Origin of the sequence: Aeoliella fuhlenseeensis (genome assembly GCF_052161615.1) — a bacterium.
Lineage (GTDB): Bacteria > Planctomycetota > Planctomycetia > Pirellulales > Lacipirellulaceae > Aeoliella.
In genome coordinates this window covers 38,113-62,762 of sequence record NZ_CP197417.1, presented here as the reverse complement: position 1 = coordinate 62,762, position 24,650 = coordinate 38,113, and the positions used below count along the sequence as shown (strand labels likewise).

At 61.2% G+C, this 24,650-nt stretch carries 20 protein-coding genes; 9 read left to right on the top strand and 11 right to left on the bottom strand.

All coding sequences use genetic code 11. From position 1 onward, the window contains the following. The first annotated feature begins 37 nt into the window (after positions 1-37). A complete protein-coding gene (locus SH292x_RS00245; protein WP_442483557.1) occupies positions 38-1,663 on the top strand; it encodes a DUF1549 domain-containing protein in 1,626 nt (541 codons plus the stop codon). 26 nt (positions 1,664-1,689) lie between these two features. Here SH292x_RS00245 and SH292x_RS00240 read toward each other — a convergent pair whose 3' ends face one another. Further along, positions 1,690-2,979 (bottom strand): ATP-dependent 6-phosphofructokinase, encoded by a 1,290-nt coding sequence (locus SH292x_RS00240; protein ID WP_442483556.1) that lies wholly within the window; start codon positions 2,977-2,979, stop codon positions 1,690-1,692. Positions 2,980-3,114: 135 nt separating this feature from the next. Here SH292x_RS00240 and SH292x_RS00235 point away from each other — a divergent pair, with 135 nt between their 5' ends. The 4 genes from SH292x_RS00235 (at position 3,115) to SH292x_RS00220 (ending at position 7,485) form a co-directional block, all read left to right on the top strand. After that, positions 3,115-3,843 (top strand): hypothetical protein, encoded by a 729-nt coding sequence (locus tag SH292x_RS00235; RefSeq protein ID WP_442483555.1) that lies wholly within the window; start codon positions 3,115-3,117, stop codon positions 3,841-3,843. Positions 3,844-3,969: 126 nt separating this feature from the next. Beyond that, positions 3,970-4,809, top strand: coding sequence for a hypothetical protein (locus tag SH292x_RS00230; RefSeq protein WP_442483554.1), 840 nt, complete (start codon positions 3,970-3,972; stop codon positions 4,807-4,809). Positions 4,810-5,264: 455 nt separating this feature from the next. Continuing rightward, positions 5,265-6,971, top strand: coding sequence for a hypothetical protein (locus SH292x_RS00225; protein WP_442483553.1), 1,707 nt, complete (start codon positions 5,265-5,267; stop codon positions 6,969-6,971). Positions 6,972-7,068: 97 nt separating this feature from the next. Beyond that, on the top strand, positions 7,069-7,485 hold the full coding sequence (locus SH292x_RS00220; protein WP_442483552.1) for an endonuclease domain-containing protein: 417 nt from the start codon (positions 7,069-7,071) through the stop codon (positions 7,483-7,485). An 87-nt stretch (positions 7,486-7,572) separates the two neighbouring features. Here SH292x_RS00220 and SH292x_RS00215 read toward each other — a convergent pair whose 3' ends face one another. The 8 genes from SH292x_RS00215 to gyrA form a co-directional block, all read right to left on the bottom strand. Further along, positions 7,573-8,622: an isoaspartyl peptidase/L-asparaginase family protein gene (locus tag SH292x_RS00215; RefSeq protein WP_442483551.1), complete on the bottom strand. Its 1,050-nt coding sequence runs from the start codon at positions 8,620-8,622 to the stop codon at positions 7,573-7,575. A 37-nt stretch (positions 8,623-8,659) separates the two neighbouring features. Then, on the bottom strand, positions 8,660-9,223 hold the full coding sequence (locus SH292x_RS00210; RefSeq protein ID WP_442483550.1) for a PEP-CTERM sorting domain-containing protein: 564 nt from the start codon (positions 9,221-9,223) through the stop codon (positions 8,660-8,662). Between the two features lie 404 nt (positions 9,224-9,627). Beyond that, positions 9,628-10,437, bottom strand: coding sequence for a class I SAM-dependent methyltransferase (locus SH292x_RS00205; RefSeq protein ID WP_442483549.1), 810 nt, complete (start codon positions 10,435-10,437; stop codon positions 9,628-9,630). A gap of 181 nt (positions 10,438-10,618) precedes the next feature. Continuing rightward, positions 10,619-11,869, bottom strand: coding sequence for a hypothetical protein (locus tag SH292x_RS00200; RefSeq protein WP_442483548.1), 1,251 nt, complete (start codon positions 11,867-11,869; stop codon positions 10,619-10,621). A gap of 123 nt (positions 11,870-11,992) precedes the next feature. Next, the gene (locus tag SH292x_RS00195) at positions 11,993-13,294 is read right to left on the bottom strand and encodes a hypothetical protein (RefSeq protein WP_442483547.1); all 1,302 of its coding nucleotides are present in this window, start codon (positions 13,292-13,294) and stop codon (positions 11,993-11,995) included. A 124-nt stretch (positions 13,295-13,418) separates the two neighbouring features. Further along, entirely contained in the window at positions 13,419-13,712 is a 294-nt protein-coding gene (locus SH292x_RS00190) for a type II toxin-antitoxin system RelE/ParE family toxin (RefSeq protein WP_442483546.1), read from the bottom strand. Continuing rightward, on the bottom strand, positions 13,702-13,932 hold the full coding sequence (locus SH292x_RS00185; protein ID WP_442483545.1) for a ribbon-helix-helix domain-containing protein: 231 nt from the start codon (positions 13,930-13,932) through the stop codon (positions 13,702-13,704). Before SH292x_RS00185 ends, SH292x_RS00190 begins: the two co-directional genes overlap by 11 nt. Positions 13,933-14,008: 76 nt before the next feature. Beyond that, positions 14,009-16,750 (bottom strand): DNA gyrase subunit A, encoded by a 2,742-nt coding sequence (gene gyrA / locus SH292x_RS00180; protein WP_442483544.1) that lies wholly within the window; start codon positions 16,748-16,750, stop codon positions 14,009-14,011. A 266-nt stretch (positions 16,751-17,016) separates the two neighbouring features. Here gyrA and SH292x_RS00175 point away from each other — a divergent pair, with 266 nt between their 5' ends. From SH292x_RS00175 to tnpA, 3 genes are all read left to right on the top strand, one after another. After that, positions 17,017-17,643, top strand: coding sequence for a transposase (locus SH292x_RS00175; RefSeq protein ID WP_442483543.1), 627 nt, complete (start codon positions 17,017-17,019; stop codon positions 17,641-17,643). A 257-nt stretch (positions 17,644-17,900) separates the two neighbouring features. Next, positions 17,901-19,658: a prenyltransferase/squalene oxidase repeat-containing protein gene (locus tag SH292x_RS00170; protein WP_442483542.1), complete on the top strand. Its 1,758-nt coding sequence runs from the start codon at positions 17,901-17,903 to the stop codon at positions 19,656-19,658. Between the two features lie 233 nt (positions 19,659-19,891). Further along, a complete protein-coding gene (gene tnpA / locus SH292x_RS00165; protein WP_442483541.1) occupies positions 19,892-20,359 on the top strand; it encodes an IS200/IS605 family transposase in 468 nt (155 codons plus the stop codon). 85 nt (positions 20,360-20,444) lie between these two features. Here the strand turns inward: tnpA and SH292x_RS00160 are convergent, their stop codons facing one another. Beyond that, positions 20,445-20,933 (bottom strand): molybdate metabolism regulator, encoded by a 489-nt coding sequence (locus SH292x_RS00160; RefSeq protein WP_442483540.1) that lies wholly within the window; start codon positions 20,931-20,933, stop codon positions 20,445-20,447. Positions 20,934-21,262: 329 nt separating this feature from the next. Between SH292x_RS00160 and SH292x_RS00155 the strand changes: the two genes are divergently transcribed. Beyond that, positions 21,263-22,360 (top strand): peptidase M42, encoded by a 1,098-nt coding sequence (locus tag SH292x_RS00155; protein WP_442483539.1) that lies wholly within the window; start codon positions 21,263-21,265, stop codon positions 22,358-22,360. 13 nt (positions 22,361-22,373) lie between these two features. Here the strand turns inward: SH292x_RS00155 and SH292x_RS00150 are convergent, their stop codons facing one another. Then, positions 22,374-24,494, bottom strand: coding sequence for a glycoside hydrolase family 172 protein (locus SH292x_RS00150; protein ID WP_442483538.1), 2,121 nt, complete (start codon positions 24,492-24,494; stop codon positions 22,374-22,376). Positions 24,495-24,650: the final 156 nt, after the last annotated feature.

Genomic DNA, 24,650 nt, shown 5'->3' with positions numbered 1-24,650 from the left:
ATTCTAGGCGTCCCGCTTCACTTCCCTGGGGTTTCCCATGGTCCGCTCGCTCCTCCTCGTCACGCTTTGCCTGGTGCCCAGCATCGTGCTCGCCCAGCCGAGCATCGACCGCGTGGCTCGGCAGGTCGATCGATTGATTGCCGAGGAGCTGTTCGACGACCAAACGGAGCTCGCCCCGCAGATCGACGACGCGACGTTCCTCCGCCGCGTGTGGCTCGACTTGGTGGGGGACATTCCCTCGCCCGAGCACACCACGGCGTTCCTGCTCGACCCCGCACCCGACAAACGCGACCGGGTGATTCGCGACCTCCTGGCGAGCGACCAGTACGGACAGAACTGGGCCCGCTACTGGCGCGACGTGATTCTCTCGCGGCGGATTGAAGATCGTGCGGTGCTGGTGTCGAACGCCCTGGTGACGCTGCTAACCGACGAGCTCAACAAAGGGACCGGTTGGGACGAGGTCGCCACGCAGTTCATCACCGCGCGGGGCGACGTGCGCGATGAGGGAGCCACTGCGATTGTCATGGCGCAGGACGGTATCACGGAGGACACCACCGCCGAGATGTCGCGGATTTTTCTTGGCATCCAGATTCAATGCGCTCAGTGTCACGATCATCCCTACGATCGCTGGAAGCGCGAGCAGTTTCATGAACTCGCCGCGTTCTTCCCCCGCACCGCCGTGCGGCAGGTCAACACGGCGACTAAGCGGAGCTTCGAAGTTATCGCCAATGACGCCCGCGAGCGACGACGCGGCATGAACGACAACGCCAACCGTCGCGGCAAGCCCGAGCACTACATGCCCGACCTCAACGATCCGGCGGCCGCGGGGACGCGAATGGAGCCGCGGTTCTTCCTGACGGGTGCCGAGGTTTCGCTCGGTACGCCCGACGCCGATCGCCGCGGTGCGATTGCCGAGTGGATGACTTCGAACGAGTGGTTCGCCACGGCGTACGTGAATCGCATGTGGGCCGAGCTCGTGGGCGAGGGTTTTTACGAGCCCGTGGATGACATGGGCCCCGACCGCACACCGCATGGCAAGCGGGCGGTTGAGTTCCTGTCGAAGGAGTTCGCCGCGAGTGGCTACGACCCTAAGTGGCTAATGCGCGTGATCCTTAATACCCAGGCGTACCAACGCGAGACCCGTCCTCGCCGTCTGCCCGACGCGACGCCATTCACGGCGAACGTCGCCCAGCCACTGCGGGGCGATCAATTGTTCAACGCTTTGCTCACGACGCTGGAGCTCGACGAGGCGACGGTTCGGTCGATGGTCTCGGGCGGTCAGGGCGGGCGCATGTACGGCGCCCAGGCTTCGCCCCGCGATGGTTTCAACTCAGCGTTCGGCTTCGACCCCTCGGCACCACGGGAGACGATCACGGCAAGCATTCCTCAGGCGCTCGCGATGATGAACCAGCCGCAAATCAACCGCACGCTCACCGCCGGCTCGAAGCGCCGGCCGACGTCGCTCGGTAAGCTGATTGCCGAGGTAAAAGACGACGAAATGCTAACCACCGAGCTATTCCTCCGAACGCTCTGCCGCGAACCGACGGAGGCAGAGCTGGCGGAAGTGGAGGCTTACGGAGAGTCAGTCGACAATCGCACCGAGACGTACGAGGACCTACTGTGGTCGCTCATCAACTCAACGGAATACGCCTATCGAAAGTAAGAGCCCTCCCAATATTCAATGGAGGATCACCACTTATCCTGCCCAGTGATGGCAAGGACCGTGGTCCACATTTCGCTCTCGGGGTCGATCCGTTTAATCTGCCCCACGCTAATCGGTAGTGGGACGTGCACCGTGTGATTGTGCCACGAGCCGACGAACATGTCGGTCTTGCCACACATGGCGGCATGAACGGCATTTCGGGCGAGTTGCTCGCACAGCAAGCTGTCAGCGGCGTCGGCGGGGACGCTGCGAATGTTGTAGCTGGGGTCAAAGTACTTCACGCTCGCCGGCTGGTGCTTCGCTCCGAAGTGGCGAGTGATCTGTTCCTTGAGAAACATGCCGATGTCACTCAACTTGCGATTGCCCGACTTGTCGAACTCCTCGCCATGACGATTCAAGAGATGCTGCCCCGCCCCCTCAGCGACGACGATCACGGCGTGATTCCGTGCCGCTAGTCGACGCTCCAGTTTTCCCAGTAGACCATGCTTTCCTTCCAGTTCGAACGGCACTTCCGGAATCAGCGCGAAATTGACTTCGCCGCTGGCGATGGTGGCGGCAGCGGCGATGAACCCCGCTTCGCGCCCCATCAGCTTCACGAGGCCAATGCCACCGGGAACGCTCTTCGCTTCCACGTGCGCACAGTCAATGACTTTCTCGGCTTCGGAGACCGCGGTGACGAAACCGAACGAGCGGTAACAGTACTGGATGTCGTTGTCGATGGTCTTGGGGATGCCAACGATGGCGATCTCAAGCCCACGCTTCCGAACTTCTTCGGCGAGGGCGTGGGCACCCTTCTGGGTCCCGTCGCCGCCGATGCAGAACAGCATGTTGACCCCCTGCTCCACCAGAAAGTCGATCATCACCTTCGGCTCCTGCGGCCCGCGCGAGGTGCCAAGGATCGTGCCGCCTTGATGATGAATGTGCTCGACCGACTCGGGAGTGAGCTCGATCGGCGGAAAACCCTCCTTTGGATTCAGCCCCGAGTAGCCAAAGCGAATGCCGAGTATCGAAGGCACGCCATAACAGCTATGAAGGTGGTAGTACAGATTCCGGACCACGTTGTTGAGGCCCGGGCAGAGTCCGCCGCACGTGACGATGGCCGCCTTGCTTTTCGACGCATCGAAGAACACCCGCCGGCGAGCCCCCGCGCGCTCGAACCCCAGCGGAACGATATCGTCGCCGTCGCAGTAGTCGATCTCATGCAGCACTCGCGACGAGTCGGAGAGGAACCGTGTACGAACGTCGTCGAACACCAGCGGCGAATCGTGCCGCGGCTCGCCAAGCTTGGAGATCGCGAGGTCGGATTGTGTTAGCATGGGGTGGAGCCTCAGGAGGGGAATCGCTGCGAAGTTCAGAATACCATTCTGGAAGTGGAGTGGCGAGCGGCGATAATGCTAAAGCCCCGTCTGACGACGCGTAGGTCGTCGGCTATTTGGTCTAACAAACACCCATTGGTCATTGCTGCCTTCGTCATTGGTTATTTACAAGTGAATTACTTCGCCCACGCCCATCGTTGGATTGATCGCGACGACTGCGATGCCTACTGGCTCGCGGGGCTGGCGGTGCCGGATTGGCTGGGCGTTGCGGCGCGGAGGACCAAGTGTCGGACGCGGCACGTCGAGCCGAAGCTGGATGACGACGATCCGCGGCTTGCCGCGCTCGCGCGGGGCATCGCGCAGCATCACGACGACGATCGCTGGTTCCACGAGACTCGTGCGTTCGTCGAGCTCAACATGACGTTCAGCCGCGCGATCGTTGCCAAGTGTCACGAGCGGACCGACCTGCGGGCGAGCTTTCTCGCGCACGTGGTGGTCGAGCTTCTGCTCGATGACGAACTCGCGAAGCACGAGCGCTCGCGGCTGGGGAACTACTACGACGTGATGGCGAGCGTCGATGGCGAGTGGGTGGCGTCGCAGGTCGAAGCGATGAGTGGCAACTCGGCGGGGCGGCTTGCGGAGTTCATTGGCAAGTTCGTTGAGTTGCGTTTCGTGGAGGACTACGCCGAGGACCGACTGCTAGTATTCCGCCTCGGCCAAGTGATGAGCCGCGTGGGGCTGGAGGGGCTGCCCGACTCTTTCGCCGAGCTACTCCCCGGTTTTCGCGAACAGATCGCCGAGCGAGCCGAGGAACTGATGCTAGCACCGGCCGAGGCGCGAACCTTCTGGCCTCCTCGCGCGTAATTGACTCAGGGCGAGCTGGATGCGCTCGTTGCAATGGGGCATTGCCTTTGCCGATGGGGCAAGTGGCGATGGGGGAAAGAGTCTCCCGACCGAATGGATGCACTTTTCGTAACGGAGGACATTTCAATGACACGCATGCGCGGCGCGCGACTTACGGGCGCACTCTTCTCATCCATGTGGCTAGCCAGTGCCACGGTAGCCCTGGCGGGTGAACCGCCGGTGGTACAGTTCGATGTTCCCAAGCGGCTGGTCGCGCATAACGTCCTTAGCACCGCCGAGCCTCCGACCTTTCGCTTGGTGGAAGTGACGGTCCCCGTCTCCGCACGCGTACTGAAAGGGGATGTGCGCGGCGTGAAGGAGATTGTCGTCGAAATCGATGCCGGCACCACGGGACTCGTGGTGCATGACTTCGCGCCGCAGACCACGCTGGGTAGCGATCTTGCTAGCGACATCCAAGTCGTCACCACCAACGAGAAGGCCAAAACGTTCGATGCTAGCCTGGGTGGTCAATCGCCGATTCCGATTGGCGACATCGCTGCGCAGGTAACTCCAAGCCTTTCGATGGGAATGAAAGACAAGACAGCCGAGACGCAAACCGTCACGCGTCTCTCGCCCAAACAACCCGTCGTCGTGAGCGGTACGATCAACGACGGGCGTGGCGTGTTCTATCAACTGCGACCCTCGACGCAAACAACACTCGAAGGACAGCACGGATTGTCGGTCGTGTTTCGTGTGCCCGACGACTGGGCGGTCGGACGACTTCAGGTCCGCTGCTGGGCGAAGGGGGATCGGCAAGTGCTGTGGTTCGACCAACCTCAAGTCTGGGGTGGTACGCAGCAAACCGTGAGCATCGCAATGGCCGGCCTCGATGTCCCGTCGATCTCGGCGCGCCGGCACTTGGTGGCGAAACAACCGACGAGCGACGTGGGGGAGAACTGGGTGCGCGTGAAAGAAGTGAGCCAGTAGGGTCCACCAATGTCATTCTGAGGGAGCCTAAGCGACTGAAGAATCTCGCCCTTGAGAGAGCGAACTACTTGGGATGCCACTTCCACGTCATTTCAAGCATCACGAAGTGCCGGCCCGAACTCTTGCGAGTCCGGCTACAGAGAAGTGACACTGACATTCGCGTCTTTGCGTGAGAAAATAAACACCTCGCCCTAATGGCAAGCGAGATCCTTCAGTCGCTTAGGCTCCCTCAGGATGACAGGGTGGCGCCAGAATGACATGAACGGCGAAGCTAGTACCAAGAAGGCGCGGCCCCAATCCCCCGCCCCTGCCCGATCCGCAAACTTTTCCGCGACAATCCGCCGGAATCCCCATAAACTTGGGCGAATTCCGCGGCGGGACGCTTGCCATTCGCGGGCGAATGGGGGATAGTTGCGCATGTACACTCGCGACCACCCGCGTCAGGAGACCTTAACGTGGCCAGCCCTTCCGTCGATTTGCCCCAAGAGCCGCTGTTGTTTCGCATGCCCAAGAGTCTGCGCGACGGCGACATTCCGCGCGAGCTGCCGCTGGAGCTGATGGTCCGCGATCGCGAAGTGATCGAGGCGCTGTTGGAACAAGAAGAGCTCGGCACGCGCGACACGTTCGCGCTCGACGCCCTGCGGATTGGCGTGATGGCGCTGCGGCATGCCAACACTCGGCTCGATGCCGACCTGTTGCGGCGCGAGACGTCGCAACTGCTCGGCACGCTTTCGCAGACCCTCGATAAGTACTCGCAATCGACCGGCGACCAGCTCAATCGCACGCTCAAAGAGTACTTCGACCCGAGCGACGGACGGTTCAACGAGCGCGTGGGTCGGCTGGTGAAGGAAGATGGCGAGCTAGCGAACTTGATGAAGCAGCAGATCGCCGGCGAGAATTCGCACCTCGCCCGGACGCTGCTCACCCATGTGGGCCGCGAGAGCCCGCTGATGAAGATGCTCGACCCCGCGCAGTCCGAGGGTTTGCTGTCGGCGCTACGCAGCGCGGTCGAAGGACAACTCACCAAGCAGAGCGAGCACGTGCTCCGCGAGTTCTCGCTCGACAATCGCGAGGGTGCCCTCGCCCGGCTGGTGACAGAACTCAATACCAAACATGGCGACTTGACCAAGGACCTGAAGGCGAAGATTGACGAAGTGGTCAAGGAGTTCTCGCTCGACGACGACGCCTCGGCGCTAAGCCGGCTGGTGCGGAACGTCGACAAGGCGCAGCGGACCATTACCGACGAGTTCCGCCTCGACAACGAGATGTCGGCCTTGTCGCGACTTAACCGGATGCTCGTCGAAACGCAGGGAGCGATTCATAAGAACCTGACGCTCGACGACGATGGCTCGCCACTCGCGCGGCTCAAGAAAGAGTTGTTCGAACTCCTGGGCGACGCCGACAAGAAGAACACGGAATTCCGTGAGCAAGTTCGCGTGACGCTTGCCGAGATTTCGACAGTCCGTAAAGAAGCGGAGCGCTCGACTCGGCATGGTGAGGTGTTCGAAGACGCGGTATACGCGTTCGTGGCATCGCAAGCCTGCCACGCTGGCGATATCGTTACGCCTACTGGTGCGACAACGGGCCTGATCAAGAATTGCAAGAAGGGCGACTGCGTGATCGAACTCGGTCCGAGCTGCATGGCGGCGGGCGAGAAGATCGTGGTCGAGGCCAAGCAGCACGGGGGCTACACGCTCGCCGCCGCCCGGGAAGAGCTAGAACTTGCTCGTAAGAATCGTAGCGCGGGGATCGGTCTGTTCGTCTTCTCGCGACGCCTCGCTCCCGCGGGGCTCGACTCGTTCCAGCACTACGGTAGCGACATCATCTGCATCTGGGACCCCGAGGATCCAACCACTGATTTATGGTTGAAGGCGGCACTGGTGACTGCCCGCGCGCTATCGGTGCGCAAGACAGGCAAGAGCGAAGCACAAAAGGTGGACTTCGACGCCATCGATCGGGCGATTCTGGAGATCGAGAAGCGCGCCGCCAATCTCGACGCCATTCGCACGTCCGCTCAAACGATCGTCAACAGCGGCGAGAAGATCATCAAGCGTGTCGAGACCGACGAGAAGGCGTTCGAACGGCAATTGACGACGCTAAGGGAGAAGCTTGGAGACGTGCGGAGCGCGCTGGGGTGCGAAGAGAACGAACTGTTGCCATAAACATTTCACCCTCCCTCCGGGAGGGTCGGACGGTACACGGCCGGGGAGGGAAACTTCGATCCTACGCCACGTTCTCCATTTACAGGAGCTCGCACCCATGTACGATCCAACCCGGAGTGCTCGTGAACTTCGCGAGTCCGAAACTCTCTCCGAAGGCCTACTCTGGAGCGTACTGCGAGCTCAACAACTCTGCGGACTCAAGTTCCGTCGTCAACATCCAATTGGTCCCTATGTTGCAGACTTCGCTTGCGTGAGCCATCGCCTAATCGTCGAAATAGATGGTGGGTATCACGACTCTGTGATCGAGGCCGACTTAGTTCGGCAGGCCTGGCTGATAGATCAGGGTTGGAAGTTGATTCGATTTACTGACGAGGAAGTCGAATCAGATGCTGAGGGTGTTGGACGTGCAATCGCATGCGAGTTGGGGCTCGAATACAAGTTTCAGCCGCGCAGCGGCACGGGATCGGGGATGCAGAGTGTTCGCTCGCGGAATTGGCGAGGGAAGGCGAAGTGAGCGGTGGAAGTGGAGGTGAAGTAAGGGTTGAGCTTTCCCTCCCCGCGCTTACAGCGCGACCCTCCCGGAGGGAGGGTGAAGGGGCTTTCACTTCTCCATCCAAATCCCAATGTCACGCCTTCCACTGGAGTCGGCAATGGCGTGGGGCATCGAGCCCGTGGTGGACTGGGCGGTGACGCGGCCGTTGGCGTCGATGGCGATGATGCCACCGTCGCCGGGGTTGAGCACTTTGGTGAGACAGTGCTCCACGGCGTCCTGGGTAGACTGGCCTTGCTCCACCAGCCACGCGACCTTGGTGCAAGCCGTGTGACGCATGAACTGTTCGCCGATGCCGGTGCCGCTGGCGGCGCAGAACTTGTTCGCGTAGGTCCCCGCGCCAACGATCGGCGTGTCGCCCACCCGGCCATACATCTTGCCGTTGAGCCCGCCGGTGCTCGTTGCGGCGGCGAGGTTGCCATGCACGTCGAGCGCGACGCAGCCCACCGTGTTCCCCGGCTTGTCGGCGAAGTCGGGCTCGATGGTCACGCCTTTGGGGAGCGCGTAGGCGGGTGACTTGAGCGGCGGCTGGTTGTTCTCGCGCAGGTAGCGATTGAGGGCGTGGAACCGGCGGCTGGTGAAGAAGTACGATTGGTCGACTTCGTCGCAACCCGCGGCGATGGCGAACTCGTCGGCACCATCGCCAGCGAGCAGCAGATGCCGCGTGTTGTCCATCACGAGCCTCGCGGCGCGGATGGGATTCTTGAGTCGTTTGACGCCGGCCACCGCGCCGGAGCCCATGGTGCTGCCGTCCATGATGCAGGCGTCGAGTTCGTGCCCACCGGCGGCCGTGAAGACCGAGCCCTTACCGGCGTTGAAGATGGGCGAGTCCTCGAGACTCACCACCACTTCGGCAACGACGTCGACCGCGGGACGACCCTCTTCGAGCAATCGAACGCCGACGTCCATGGCCTGACGGATACCGTTCTCATAGCCGTTGCGAATATCGTCGGGCGAATCGCCGGGGATGCTCCCCGCTCCGCCATGCAGCACGAGCACCCAACGTGGCTTGGGCTCGGCAGATTCTGCCACACTCATAGTCCCGATGGCTCCGCAGGCAACCAGCAGTGCAAGCGCACCGCGCAACGAACGACCACGCATAGCAAATTGCTCCAGCGAGAATCCAAGCGAGCAATCATTACCTCGCCCAGCGTCGCCATCCTAACACCGCGACGAACGCACCAGCAACCATCGCAAGGGTGGAAGGCTCGGGGATAGCAGTACCCGTCGAGCGTACGTAGCTGAAGGAGCCCCCCTGAGGCTGGCCACCCCAAGAGAGAAATCGGAGGTCGAGGTAGATGTCGTCTTCCACCAAGTGCAGAACCATATCTCGATTGAGCGACCCCGGCGGATTGTTAGAAACGGTGGTTCTCCAGGTACCGAATACCAGGCTATCGAGGTCGTCGGTGGTGCCAAAAGCCCAAAGAGTACCGCTCGGCGACGTATTGCCAATCATGTCGTAGGACGCTTCCACGGCCGCGTTATAGATCCCGCCTGTACCGCCTCGCGTAATCCAAACGTTGTCCGTGATGCGGTCTTGAATCTCTGGCAGCGTGGGGTCGGCAAATCCGGCTTTTGTGAACGTGAGCGATGGACCATCCCAAATGGTAGGCGCAGCCTGAGAGGTGGAGTTCAAGGTGACGAGCAAGAGGGCGAACAGTGAAACCGTCTTCATCGCAAAGTGGTGGATCATGTTGTTCATGGTTATCGAACGTGTGGAAAACGAGAGCGCAGTGCTCATCGGGAAAATCACAAGCGGGAACGTCGCAGAAGCATCGCGAGTCGACCAACAAGAACACATCGCGCGGGCGGCGGCGATGTGCGGGGTCGAAGATTCAGACTCGAGCGATTGGCGACAAGCTCCGGGAATTGAGTAGCCAGGGAATCTAGCTCGATCCCTCACTGGCCATCCACGAAGTTTAACAGAAGCGGAACCGAATTGCTACAAATCTCGCAGATTCCTGCCCGCCCGAATGTGAAGCGAATGTGAAGAATCGGGGCGCAAGCCGGGGGTGGGACGACAGCCAGGGGATGCCGGCGTGGGGGCCTGCGAAGAGGCAAGCCGTTGGCGGGCGGCATGTTCGGTCGCGCTACTTCTTCACCGCGTTACCGTTTGACGACCACGCCGATGAACATGTTGCCCAGGCCCGGGAGGAGCGTGCCGAGGGTGCCGTAGGTGAGCTTGCTAGCGGCGAGGCCAAGCTTTTTGCCGCCCAAGGCATTGGCGAGCTTGCGGACCGAGACGTTGTGGTCCCACACTCGCATGCCGCGGACGTAGCAGGGCCGCTGCAGTATCATCGACCGGGTGGCCTGCTCCAGCAGCTCGTGGTTCCAGCGGAAGACGTAGTTGATCGCGTCCCCTTCCTGCTCCCACTGCGTGCCCAGCAGATCGGCGACGAGGCCGGTGTGGGGTTCGATGACCAGCACTCCATGTCGGGCAACGCGGAGCATCTCGTTGTAACCGAGCACCGGCCGAGGCAAGTGGTGGAGGCCATCTTGCACCACGACCAAATCGTAGCTTTCGTCGTCGAGGTCCAGGGCCTCGGCGTTTTCTAGCTGTGTTTTGAGCCTTGGATCGCGGGCTTGGCACACGTCTAGCGCGCTCGACGAGAAGTCGGACACCGTGACTTCGCGAAAACCGCGGTCGGCGAAGTAGCTTCCCTCGCCACCCACACCCCCGCACACCAAGAGCACCGAACATTCCGCGGGTTTCTTGCCAGAGACCTTGAGAAAATGGTCGGTGCCGATCGCCAGTCGACGGTCGCGGAGGTAACGGACCAACGGATCTCGCGAGTCGTGAAACCACCAACGATCGCGATCGGCCGCGTGGTACTTGGCCTCGAACGTCCGCTGCTGCTCGTCAACGCCCGCGGACCGGGCGGCGGAGGAAGCGGAGTTGTCGATGGTGGTCGGCATAGCGCGCGGAGTGGTCGAAGGCGAAGTCACGCCCCGGCATCGGCCGCCAGCCGCGCGAGGGGAAGTTGGGGGATTTCGGGGCTGGTTGCCCAGCGACCAGCCATTTTGATTGGCGGAGGGGGGGATGTCCAGAAAGTGGGAAAAACCGCATGAAAGCGGGGAGTTGCCGGTAACATTGAGCCTACTCGGCCTGAGTCGACTTGTCGGCGGGACTTACGGTGACCGTTGGAACCGGCGTTTGGTAGTGCTCGACGCCGAAGCCCCCCTCCTTCAGCCAGATCTCCAGCAGTTTCGCTTCATCGACGCCACCGATGAGCACGTCCATTGAATACTTCCCCTCCGGTGGGTTCACGATCGTCACAGGTCCATTAAGGTGGTCGCTGAGCCACTCTTCGAACTCGGCGAAGGTGATGCCCTTGAGCTGATAGCTATCGACAGCACCAGTCGACGCCGAGGGACCGCCATTCATGCTCCACTCGGCGTCTGCATCTGCCCATACGTCCTGGGGAAGTTCATCCGGCACGCTGATGCGGAAGGCGTCCCAGCTTGTTTCACCGACTTCGATCTTCAGGTCGAACGAACCTTCAAGTGCTTCGCAGACGATGTCAAAACACTGCTCTCGCGTCTTCGGCAAATTCTCAACGGAGAGGGTGTAGTATCCTTCTGGCAAGAGGTGAAAGTCCTTGGTCCAGTGATCGAACGGCATCACGTCCAGCAGCAAGTCTCCAAGCAGATGAGCTCCCCTTGGTGACTTCGTCATCTCCTTGGCATCTTCGCTCTTGACGAAGAGGCTGTTAAAGCCGAGTTCGGCGAAAGGACCTTCTGCCCGCTTCAGCGACACGCCCTCGGCTTTGGAAAGTTCCTCGCCCAGCGGTGCGAGTGGCTCAACGGATTCTGCAATGGACTGGCTTGGCTGCTTCTTGGGATCGGCTTGCTTCATTCCCACACACCACCACTTGCCGTCCACTTGTCCAACACTCACGTCGAGATGGAAGGTAGCCGCGCCCAGGCCGCTAGGATCGCGCTCCGTCGGTGGATTCCAATAGTGAATGGAAAGCAGGTGGCTTGGCTCAAAATTCGGCTCAATCGCGCGGCCATCGATATACATCGCTTCTGGTGGGATGGAAAACTCTTTGGGATCGAGCACCCGCACGCAACGAAGAGAGAGTTTTAAGTTCCGCCCCCAAGCGTACATCGCCTCCATGCTATTGCGGTAGTCTCTATCCTTGGCAAACTCGTCGCCCTTGGGGTAGACACACGCCCATATCCGGTCGTAGTCTCCCGCTGCGAGGGACTCAACAAGAGTGGCTTTCAGCTCGTCCAGCGATGCCGATCCCTGAGGAGTTACCGGCGGACGCCCGCCACAGCCGAGCAAAGTGCCGAGAACGACGACCGAAATTGCTGTGCATGCGAATGTAGATGGATGCGACATTAAGTACTCCGGATAACGATAGTCACCACGCGCGGTGGACTCGAATACTCCCGTCCGACGAGGCGTAGCTCGTCGGCTATTCGCTGATTTCTTCCGAACATCCCCCACTCCTTCACTCTCACTCTACCAATACCCTCGAAAACGCCCCTCCCAGTACGCCGCGAGCCAGCCGGTGAGGCTGTCGAGGTCCAGCATCTCGGATTCGACCACCCACTCGTCGGGTAGCGGGTGGTCGTCGTCCAGTGGCAGGATGAAACGCAGGGTGGGTTCGTCGAGTTGCTCGAGAATGTGCCGCGCGGTGCGTTGCATGGCGGGGTCTTTAAACCAGCGTTGGGCGCTGACGCACCCCATGGCGAAAATGGCCGAGCGGCCGGTACGACCGACGCCGCCTCCGACCGTGGGCATCGACTCGATTTGGCGGCCGCCGCGCTTGCTATCGTAACGCCACGCGCTCGGCCAAGTGCCATCGCCGAGCACGCCGGTGCTGGCCTGCTGGTAGGTGGTTCGCATCGCCTCGCGCCAGACTTCGTGGCGCGCGGGATCACGCTGCATCAAGTAAGACGGCAGGTACAAATCGCGTTTGCCGCCAAAGCCGTTGGTGCTGAACCGATCGGTGGCGACGCGGTAATGCGACTTTGAGGACAGAGAGTTTAATCGCTCGATCTCGGTGACGAAGCGATCGTCGCCTCGCGCGTCCCATGCTAGATAGAGCGTCGGCAGATAGATGGCCGCCCTTTTCCATCGCCAGCCCTGTTCCTGCTTCTCTTGGATCTGCTGTTCACGAGTCTTGCCGAAGTAGCCATGCAGGTTGATGTAGTCGGTCTCCATCTGGTGCAAGGCGAAGTCGCTGACCATTTGGTCGAGGTCGCGAGCATCGTCGGGCGGAGCAATCGGACGGTACGCGGCGAGCCCCCAAGTGACGCACTGCAACTGATCGCCGGCGGTCTGGTTGCTGTAGACACCGCCGTACGGTTTGGGCAGGAATCCCCGCTCGCCCTTTTCGACGCCAAGCTGGTGAATGTACTTGAGCGCGCCGAATGTACGCCGGCAGACTTCGAGCGTCTCGGGGTCGCCCGTCACTCGGTACTTGTGCGCCATCGCGTACAAGTAGTAAGCCGTGTCGGAGGGCGTGTTCTCCCACGCCCGCCAGACGTGCATCGGAGGTAGTCCGAGCTCGGCCTCGGTTTTGCCTTGGAGGTGACGGTGCTGGTACGCCCCCTCGTAGTCCTTGGCCGTCGGAAGCTGGTAGTCGCTCGCCCGCACGAGCATGGGTACCATGCCATGCTGCTGGAGCACCTTTTCTTCCACAACCGCCTGCAGCCGCTCAGCCTTCTCGCCCAGCTGCTGGTCATCGAGCTTCTCGCCCCACGCCAACCCGCCCCCTGCGCAGGCAACCATCAGCGCACACAGTCGCAAACAACGCATCACGCCCCCTTTCCGCCAACGCGCGAGCCGGTTGGCGAAGTATTAAGCTACGAATCACGTGCTCGAACATTCTGCAAGCATCTTGTCGAATGGATTCCTACACGTCGCCTACCTTCAAGTCATCCTACGCTAGATGACGAATGGCGTAAACTACAACTCTTTCGTCTCGAATCGCGAACACCATGCGATGCGTTGGTTTTGCTCCGACTCGAAACACGAGCTGGCGAAGTTCTAGTGGGAATCGGTCGTTCTCCTGCGAATACGGCAGCCGGTCCGCCGACACTTCTAGTTCTTGGATCGCCCGATGTACCGCCCCCAACCACAACGCGGCAGCGTCCTCCGACCTCTCAGCGTACCAGTTGAAGGTCTCGTCAAAATCTTGCTCGGCCCTCCTGGCGAACAGAACCTCACGACCCATGTTGCAGTCGCCCCGCGTACCGGGCCAACACGTCCCGAGCTGGAGTCACTCGGCCGGCCACTTCGTCAGCAATGCCCTCTTGGATAGCGGCGATGTCGGACTCCTGGCGCTTAAGCAATCCCACTGCGGCGCGCAGGACATCATCGGACGAGGAGTATCCTCCAGTGCCGATAAACGCGTCGATCGATGGAATTACGTCGGATGGAACTTGGTACGACATGGAGAATTCCTACTGTAATTAGGACGGAGCGATCCTAGCATCTATTCTAGCTACAGGATCGCCGCGTTCTACTAGCTTACTCTTCCACCTCCGCCACGTCCTCCGCGACCAGCTCTTCCGCGGGCACGCGGACGATGGCCGTCAGTGTATCTTCTTCGCCCAGCGTCATGATGTTCACGCCCTGGGTGTTGCGGCCGATGGTGCTGATGTCGCTTGCTTTGATCCGCTGGATCTTGCCGCGGGCGGTCATCATCAGCAGTTCGTCTTCGTCGGTGACGCGAGTGATGCCAATCACTTGGCCGTTGCGCTGCGTGGTCTTGATATCCCGCAGACCCTTACCACCGCGGTTTTGCGTGCGGTACTTGAAGCTGCTCGAAGCCTCGTCCTCTTCGGACTCGACCGCCTCGACTTCCGTGGACTCCACGGCGTCCATATCATCGCCGGGGGGCATGGAACTTGGATCCGCCGCTGGGGCGTTAGGTCCAAACGGCGTCCGTTTACCGAAGCCATGCACCGTTGCGGTGAGCAACGTCGCATCGGGGTCGGCGACCACCATGCCAGCGAGTGAATCGCCCTTGGTGAGGCCGATGCCCTTAACGCCCGAGGTGTTGCGTCCCATCGGACGGGCGTCGCTCTCGCGGAAGCGAATGGCCATACCGGCAGCCGTGGCGAGCAGAATCTCGTCCCCCTGCTTAGCGACGACTACGTCGACCAACTCGTCTCCTTCTTTGAGCTTGATGGCGATGATGCCGGTCTTCATGGGACGACCGTACGCCTTGAGCTCGGTCTTCTTCACCAGACCCTGCCGCGTCGCCATCATCAAGTAATGGTTCGGCTGGTCGAAGTCGCGAATCGCCAGACAGCCTGCGATCTTTTCGCCTTCGGCGAGATTCAGCAAGTTGACGATCGCCCGGCCTTTGCTCTCGCGCGACAGCGCGGGAAGGTTGTAAACCTTCTGCCAGTAGACCTTGCCGAGGTTCGTGAAGAACAGCAGGTAATCGTGCGTGCTGGTGACGAACAGGTGCTCGACCGGATCGTCGTCGTCGACCGTGGCACCCTTAATGCCCTTGCCGCCACGTCGCTGGGCGCGATAGGTGCTGGCCGGCGTGCGCTTGATGTACCCGTTGTGCGAAATGGAAACCACCATGGTCTCCTCTTCGATCAGGTCTTCCATGTTCACGTCGCCAAGCTCTTCGCCCGAGATGTCGGTGCGGCGAGCGTCGGCGTGACGCGAGTTCATCAGCTCTTCCATGTCTTCGCGAATGATCGCGTAGATCCGAGCCTCGTCGGCCAGGATCGACATGTACTCGCCAATCTGCACCAAGAGTTCAGCATGCTCTTCGGCGAGCTTCTCTTGCTCGAGATTCACGAGCTGACCGAGCGTCATTTTGAGGATCGCGTCGGCCTGCACGGGCGTGAGCGAATACTCCTCGGCCACACCACGTTCCTGCTGGAACTGTGCGTAACCATCGTCGCCGAGCGCTCGCTTGAGCAGCGCGCCGGGCGTCTTGATATCCATTAACGCTTGCTTCGCCTCGGGCTGGGTCTTCGAGGCGCGGATCACGCGAATCACTTCGTCGATGTTCGCGTGGGCCAGCAGCAAGCCTTGCACCGTGTGCTTGCGTCGACGAGCCCGCGCCAGAAGGAACTGCGTCCGCCGGCGAATGACCGTCACGCGATGCCGCACAAACTCTTGCAGCATTTCCTTCAGGTTCAGCACCCGAGGCTTGCCATCTACCAGCGCCAGGAAGATGACGCTGAACGTGTCCTGTAGCGGCGAGTACTTGTAGAGCTGATTGAGCACGATGTCGGGATCGCCATCGCGCTTGAGCTCGATGACAATACGCACTGGCTCCTTGAGGTCGCTCTCGTCGCGGACGTCGCTAATGCCAGGCACTTTGCCTTCGTTGGCGAGTTGCGCGATCTTCTTGACCATCGGATCGCGGGTCTGCTGGTAGGGAATGTCGTGGATGATGATCCGCGAACGCTTGCCCTTCTCTTCGATGCTGGTGCGGGCTCGGATAACCACCGTGCTGCGGCCCGTCTGGTAGCCTTTGACGATGCCGCTGCGGCCGCAGATCGTACCGCCGGTCGGGAAGTCGGGGCCTTTGATGTACTCCATCAGGCCGGCGATCGAGATGTCGGGGTCGTCGATCATGGCGATGATGCCGCCGCAGACCTCGCGCAGGTTGTGCGGCGGAATGCTGGTCGCCATGCCCACGGCGATGCCGCCCGAGCCGTTGACCATCAGGTTCGGGAACTTCGACGGAAGCACCACCGGTTCGGTGTGGCGTTCGTCGTAGGTGGGAATGAAGTCGACGGTGTCGAGCTTCAGATCGTCGAGCATCATCGCCGCGATCGGCGACATGCGAGCTTCGGTGTATCGCATGGCCGCGGGAGGCAGGCCGGCGATGCTGCCGAAGTTCCCCTGCTTGTCGATCAGCAGACTTCGCATGTTCCATTCCTGGGCCATGCGGACCAGCGTCGGATAGATAACGCTTTCGCCGTGCGGATGGTAGTTACCGCTGGTATCGCCGGAGATCTTGGCACATTTGACGCGCGCCGCGCCGGGGCCGAGGTTCAGGTCGTTCATCGCCACCAGAATGCGGCGCTGCGAGGGCTTGAGGCCGTCGCGAACGTCGGGCAGCGCGCGGCTGACGATCACGCTCATTGCGTACGTCAGGTAGCTATCCTTCAGCTCGTCCTCGATCGGCAGGTCGATCAACCGCAGGGCGATGGCCGCTTCGGGCTTGCTCTCAGGCGTCGCGCCAGCACCAGTTTCTTGCGGCTCAGTGGGTTCGTTGGTGTCGTCTGCCACGTCGGTTCATCCTTGCGGAAATGGGTCGTTCGGAAGCGATTCATTGTAGCGTTTTTGGGGCCGATTCACAACGCACGGCGGGGGTGGGAATGAGCGGGAAATGGGGCGGTTTTTAGGCCAATTTCGTTTAACGCCCAGCCGTAGGCGCCGGCTACCTCCGAGGCACCATTAGCCGGTGCCTACGGCTGGGCGTTAAACGAAGAAGACACTTCCTGCCGCACGCTAGTTACAATAATTGCTCCTGTCTCTCCTCTTCGAGCCCCAACATGATCCACGGCTATCACGTCATCATGCCCGCCTATGGATTCTGGCTGCCAAATGACCCACGGGGCTCATGGTCGGAGATAGTCCGCAAGTGGGAGTTTCTGAAGTTCGGTCGCGGTGCAAGATCGCTCGAGAGGCGAACTTTTGACGAACTTTCGTTCGAAGAAATTCGTTTGCGCGACGAAGCACAAAGGTCACTTCGATACCCAGCCGTGAGTTTGACCGGCGCTCAAGCATTGTCCGTTGGTAACGCCTTTGGTCAGCTTGTTGCCAAGAGTGGCTACACGGTCTGGGCGTGCAGCGTCCTTCCTGAGCACGTTCACCTCGTGTTGGCTCGCCACCATTACAAAGTGGAACAAATGGTCAACCTCCTGAAAGGCGCCGCGACGAGTCGGCTTACAGAGGACGGTATACACCCGCTAGCAGCATACCGTGGCGAACATGCTAGGCCGCCACGCATGTGGGCAGAGCACGAATGGAAGGTTTACCTCGATTCGGAGGAGCAGATTGAGACGGCAATCCGCTATGTTGAAGAGAATCCGGCGAAGGAGGGGAAACGCAAGCAAAGTTGGTCGTTCGTCACTCCGTTCGCAGGCATTTCGCGAGGGGGGTGGCAGACTTATCACTAAGAGCAAGCGTATTGACGGTTGGAATGTTAGCCGGCGCCTACGGCTGGGCGTTAAACGATAAACTCCTTGTTCAAGGTTCCGCCCTTGCAATACTTTCGCTAGCAGCCAACGAATCTCGCCCCGGAATACTTCGCTGGCGTATCACCCAAGGCGTGGCACACGTATTATGAATGGCCTTGGGCTCTCGTGATTCCGACGTAGCCGGCGCCTTCGGCTGGGCGTTAAACGAAGCCACTTGCAACTCGCATACAGCCCCAATGACCACACTCCTCGAACCCAACACCGCTGAGCTTCCCGCGCTCGACCCGGGGGTCGATGCGTGTGCGTGTCCCGATTGTGGCATGCCGATGGCCATTCGGTTGTGGTTGCGGTCGGCCGACTGCTTGCGGTGCGGGACGTCGATCGCACTGGAGTACCTGGCGGTCGCCGATCCGGCGCGGGCGACGAAGAAATCTCTACCGACACCAACGACGCCTCCACCGGATGTCACACCGGAGATCACGGCACGCGAGCTCGCGCTCGCTGAGACCATCGACTTCAGCTCGCTCGATGTGTCGGCACCTCCCAAGGTTCGCTCGCGAACGAAGAAGCTGCTGCGTAGTTTAAACCAACTGCTCGCCGTGCTGATGAGTTTGGTGACGCACTTGTTGTTGCTCATCCTGCTCGCCCTTCTCGGTTGGGGCGACTTTATGAAGGCCGACGAGGCGATTAACCTGAGCGTCGTGTTCGACACCAACGAGCGGGCCGGCGACGAGCTGAACGAATCGATCGAAACCGTCGGGTTCAACGTCCCCATCGATCCGCCCGACGAAGCGGAAGAAATCGAAGCCGAGCGGTGGGCTGAGCAACTGGCGATCGAAGACCCCGCCGACGCACCGAACCTGCCACCGCTCGATCGCGTCGCGGAGAACCTGACCTCGGACGACAAGTACCGCCGCATGCTGGCCGCCCGCGATCCTCGCATTCGCCGGCAGATTGTCGAGGCCGAAGGGGGGACGAACCTGACCGAGGCCGCGGTGGCCCGCGCGCTTGACTGGATGGCCCGGCACCAGCATGAGGATGGCCGGTGGTCGCTCGACGAGTTCCACCGCGCGGGCGATTGCAATGGCCAATGTGGACACGCTGCCGGCATGCATAGCGACGCTGGCGCGACCGCCATGGTGCTGCAAGCGATGCTCGGCGCCGGCCAAACCCATCGCACGGGTCGCTACCAAGACGAAGTGAGCCTAGGACTGCGGTATCTTGTGGACGCTCAGAAGGGTAGTGGCAACCTAGCGTCGGGCAGCTCGCACAACGCTGCGATGTACGCCCACGCCCTGGCGACCATCGCCCTGTGCGACGCCTACGCCCTGACCGGCGACGAGACGTTCCGCGATCCCGCGCAGTTAGCCGTGAACTACCTCTCCACCGCCCAGCGTAAAGACGGAGGTTGGCGGTACACGGCGGACGAACCGAACGACGGCGGCGACCTCAGCGTCACCGGCTGGCAGCTCATGGCTCTGCATTCGGCACGCGCCTCGGGGCTGCGCGTCGAGCCATCGGTGCTGGCGCGGGCCGACCGGTTCCTCAACGCCGTGCAAGCCGACCGCCAGGGTTCGATGTACGCCTACATGCCCGGCCACGGCGAATCCGCGGCGATGACGGCCGAGGGTTTGCTCTCGCGCATCTACCTTGGCTGGAAACAAGACGAGCCGGGCCTGCGACGCGGAGTGCGGGAGCTCGTCCGGCGTTATCCTGTGAACACCCGAGACACCAACATCTACTACTGGTACTACGCCACACAGCTTCTGCATCACTGGGGTGGCAGCGAATGGCGCGAATGGAACGCCGCGATGAGCGACGCCCTGGTCACCTCGCAAATCCAACACGGCCACGCCGCCGGCAGCTGGGACCCCAACGACCCCCACGGCCACCAAGGTGGCCGGCTTTACATGACCGTGCTGGCGACCTGCACGCTAGAGGTTTACTACCGGCACGCGCCGTTGTTTCGGAAGATTCAGTTGGTGGCGAAGTAGAGGGTGCGGTCGGAACCAACGCGCCGGCGAAGCCGCGAAGGGGCGAGATTCGCACTTGAACTGCTGCCCTTCCTCAGCCGCGGAGCGGCGACAGCGCATAGCCTGGGGCGCAAGCCCCAGGATCACGCCCCAACCCCACCACAAGCCGCGGAGCGGCGACAGCGAAGCTTACCCCGGGTTTCTGCTAAACTAAACACCTTATCACGTACACTCATCGGCCCGGGGCAATCGCAATGGCCAGCACCTTCACCTCGCTGGACTACCACGTCGTCTTCAGCACGAAGTACCGCAAACCACTCATTCACGAGACGTTCCGCGAGGAACTCTACCAATACCTCGGCGGAATCATCCGCGCCGAAAGCGGCTGCCTCCGCGAAGTCGGTGGCATGCCCGATCACCTCCACCTTCTGATGGGCATTCCTCCGACCATCGCCGTTTCGGATGCGATTCGCCTCATCAAGGCTAACTCCTCCAAATGGGTGAACGAGCGCGACGACCATCGAGGGAAGTTCCAATGGCAACCCGGTTACGCGGCGTTTAGCGTGAGCGTCTCGCAGCGCGATGTTGTCGGCGGTTACATCCAGAACCAGCAAGAGCACCACCGCCAACGGAATTTCCGAGAGGAGTTCATCGAGCTCCTCGATCGGCATCAGATCGCGTACGATCCGAAATTTGTGTTCGAGCAGGAACTCGTTGGGTAGGCTCGCTGCCGCCGCTCCGCGGCTTGGGGGACGGGGTACCCTTATGGCTCGCGTGCGTGATCTAATCGTGCCATGTTGGATGGTGCTATGCCTCGTCCACCACGCGGGCGATAGCATCCAGCGTAGCTGCATCGAAGAATCCTGCCTTAGGATAACGTTGACGTTTTATCGCGACATGAATGATGGGCTTCGCTTCTAGATCGATTGTTCCTTCATCTAATAATTGTCCAAGTCCCGTTGCGATGATTGTTGCATCCAATGTGAACATGTCGAAGTGCTCACTCAGCAATGCATCGTCAGGATTCTCCAAATCGATGGCGACTTGAGCATCGGATGCCAAAGCGTCATTGTAGCAATTGAGATTCCCATCCAGAATCCATTCGAAGCAATCAATGAGAGGTGCGTCTGGATTCTCGGCTCGCCATCGGCGCCATTCGTAATAGGCATCGCTGCCCTCGTCGCTACCGAAGGGCGCACCTTCATCTACACAATCCCAAAACATCGGTTCACGCATCAATTGGCGAGCGCGGGGATGCGCTGTTTCTGGCTCGTTGAATGGATCGTGCTCAGTCATGCGATTTTGGTGGATGAATTGTTCAGTCGACACAAACCGTGGGGAAGGAGGTGCTCTTCGCAGGCTGGGCGAGAACTCGTTGCCAATCACCGACCCAGTTTAGCCGCCGCGCTATCGGTCAGCAATCAATCCGAAATCTGCACGCCGTGACGCGCTTGGAAACGCGCTGTCGCCGCTCCGCGGCTGGTGGTAATTGGGGCATCGGGTCCAGGGGCTCGCGCCCCTGGCTATGCGCTGTCGCCACTCCGCGGCTTAGCCGGTGCCTCCTCCGGCCCACCATTTGCTCCTACTGCGCCGGCGCCCCGCTTCGCACCCGGTTTGCACAATCCATGAGCAGTTTTGCCGACTCTGTGAGTCCGATTGATAAAGAATTCAGCGGCGATGGGAGGATTCGGTCGGACATCGCTCCGTTTTTGGACGTGCTGCAGAACTTGATTCGCGAGCCCAGCGTCGTGGGGGCGGAGGACTCGTTTTTTCGGGTACTGCGGCGGGAGCTGGAAGAGGTCGGCGCGCGGGTGCGGTATTACCAGGGGATCCTGGTGGCCGAGGGGGGCCGCCCGCACGACGTCATTTTGTCGGCTCACATCGATCGGCACGGGCTCTTGTGCACGGGGCCCAACGAGTTTCAGTACGCGGCGTTCATCTCCAGCAACCAGAGCGACCTGACTGGCGACTCGGTGTCCGAGCAAATGATGTGCACCATCGGCGATCGCTTCGCCGGTCAGCGGGTGCAGGCGCACTTGCCGTACGCGGGGACGTACCTGGGCCAAGGTCGCATCACCAAGTCGTACGTCTGCCCCGCGCGGCGGAACTTGATCTTCGAGCTCGATGGGCTGGAGTTTCTTCAGCCCGGTACCCCGGTGTCGTTCCTCGATCGATTAATGGTCGCGGACGGGGCGATCTCGGCGCAGCTCGACAACGTGCTGAGCTGCGCGATTCTCATTCACTTGTTTCGCTGCGGCTTCCAGGGAACCGCCCTCTTCACCGCGCAGGAAGAAGCGGGGCGAAGCTGGCGGTACGCGCTGGCGTGGTTCCAAAGGCACAATCTCCGCACCGAGCGGCTGATGGTGCTCGACACCAGTCCGTTCCCCACACGGCAGGCAGCCGAGGCGCAGCAACTGGTGCTGCGGCGCAAGGACGCGAGCGCCCTGTTCGCCGAGGGAATCACCCGCGAGCTCGAAGGGCGCTGCGACGACCTCGGGATCAGTTACATACACAAAGACGCCTGGGTCGAAGCACTCAATGCCACGCGCGAGAAGCAAGGGACGCTCGGCCGCACCGAACTCGGACGACTCAGCGCGGCCACCGGCGGGGCGATCAGCGGCACCACGCTGCAAATCCCCACCACCGGTTACCACACGGCGAGCGAAACCGCTTCGCTTGCCAGCGTCACCGCGGCAATTGATCTGCTCAGCACGTTCATTTAGTGGCCGCGGCTTATTACTTCGCTTCGAGCTTCAAATAATCCAGCCCGAACATGCCACGCTTCTGCGCCTTCGGGTTGTATCCCGTCATGCGGACCGTCAGGCGGTTGGTCCCTTCGGCAAGGTCGAACTCGCCCAGCTTGGTGACGCTCGACTTCACGTCCTCGGCGTAGCCATCGACGCTCGCGGCCTTCTGGTCGTTTACCAGGATGTCGACCTTGGCGTAGTCGGGCGCGCTGGTGAGGGCGGCATCCACGGCGTAGCGGCCGGCTTTCTTTACGGGGAACTCGATCACCAGTTCGTCCCCTTCCTTGGCACCTTGCCACCACACTTGCGAGTCGTTGCTCCAGCCCCAATCGCCATGCACTTGCGGAGCCGCATTGCCACCACTGACGCTGGCGACCTTGAGCGTCTCGGCTTCGATTGCCCCCTCGACGGCGAACACGGTGCCGATCTCGCCACGTGTCATCGTGACGGGCTGCGTCGCCGCGTCGGGTAGAGGCCGGCTGTTGGTCGTGGCTCCGGGGCGGGCGTAGAAGAACGTGGTCGGCGCGAAGTTCACCTTGGTGTCGGCCCAGTGCCACAGCTCCATGTCGAACTTCAGCGACTTCTCAAACGGAATGGCGTCGAGCGCGCGATAACGGCTATTCACCGCGAAGCCGCCTACTAGGTTGCCATCACCCGTTGGCTGTGCGTGCATCGGAGCGGTGAAGTTTTCGGGACGGCACCACGCGTAGCCGTAGTAGTCCTCGGTGCCGGTGCCGAAGTGCGAGGGAAACTTCTCGCCATCGACGTAAATCTTCTCGTCCCCCTCGCCCCACCAACGGGCGGCACCGTTGAAGATGGTCAGCGTGTCGCCGGCGTAAACGCCCTTGCCGTTCACCGTCACGTAGTTGACATCGTACGCACCGGCGCCGGGCTTCTTGGCGTCGACCCAGGTGTCGACGTGCCGCAGCTCGTGCCACGTGGTGTGGAAGTGCAGCGAGCGATCGTCCCACTTCCACGGCGTGGCGGTCACCGACCAATCGGCGATGTTCACGGTCTGGTCGCCCAGGTTCTCGAGCGTTAGCTTCGCCGACTTCGCAAACGGCATCACCCAGTTCACGGCCAGCGAGCCGTCGGCCTTGGTCTCGGTGTAGAACGTCTTATGCTCGGCGGGCTGGTAGCCAATGCCGAAGAACTCACCCACTGGCACCCACACGGTCTGCTCGCCGTCGAACTCGATCTTCAGGATGGTCGAACGAAGCGCCTGGTTCTGGTTTTCGGCGTCGAGCTTCAGCGAGATCTGACGAATCGCCTGCGAGCCTTCCATCTCCAGCGTGGCCGAGTCACCGGCGGCGAGTTGCCCCATGTAGTTCGTGACGCTCCTTGAATTGCCCTCGACCACCGCGTAGCCCAGCAGCTTCTCTTGCGCCTTGGCAACCGCCTCTTCCGCCTTGGCCAGGTTGTCCATCGAGAAGGTCTCGACCTGGGTGCCGGGCTCGTAAGTGCGGTAGTTGATTTGGTAGTACAGCGCCTCGCCCGTGCGAGCGCCGCGATCGATGGGGACATCGGTCGTGTAAGTCACCTTGCAGCTCTTGGCGTACGGAATCGGGAAGTACAGGTTGTGCCCGCGGTTGGCGTAAGGGGTCAACGGCGACACGCTCTGCGACAGCGGACCTTCGCACAGCAGGCCCTTGGAGATCACCTCTTCGATCGGCCCTTCGATGGCGGGCTTGTCGCTGCCATCGAGATACACCCGCAGTGTGCCGTTCGAGAACTTCTGCACCTTGCCATCCACCCGCGGCCCGTGCCACGTTGCCCAGAAGCGGACGAGAGCACCGGGGCCCTCCTGGTCCATCATCACGTACTCTTTTTGCTTCTTGCCATCGATCTCCACGTCGTCGATGCGAACCCACTGGCTACGGTCGCCGTTGGCCATCCACTTGTCGTGGTCCGCCGGATCGACCGAGTCGCGGTCGTAGCTCGACGCCTGGGCACACGTGTAAGCCGGCTGGGGGAAGCGGGCCAGCGTCTCGCGGCTGGTCATTTCCTCCAGCAGCGAGGGCAGCGTCACCACATCGGCGGCCACCGACATGGAGCCGCCAAGCACCAAGGTTCCCATCATGAGTAAGAAACTACGAACACAAGCACGCATGATGAACTCCTCAAAGCTCGGAAGGATGCGACTGGCCAACGACTGCGACTGGGGCCAAGGGTTGGAACTCCCATGATACAACGACCGAAATCGTCGCGGGGGCGGGTAGTTCCGGAAAGCCTTCATCGTACTTCCGTTAACTGCCGGACGAGACCG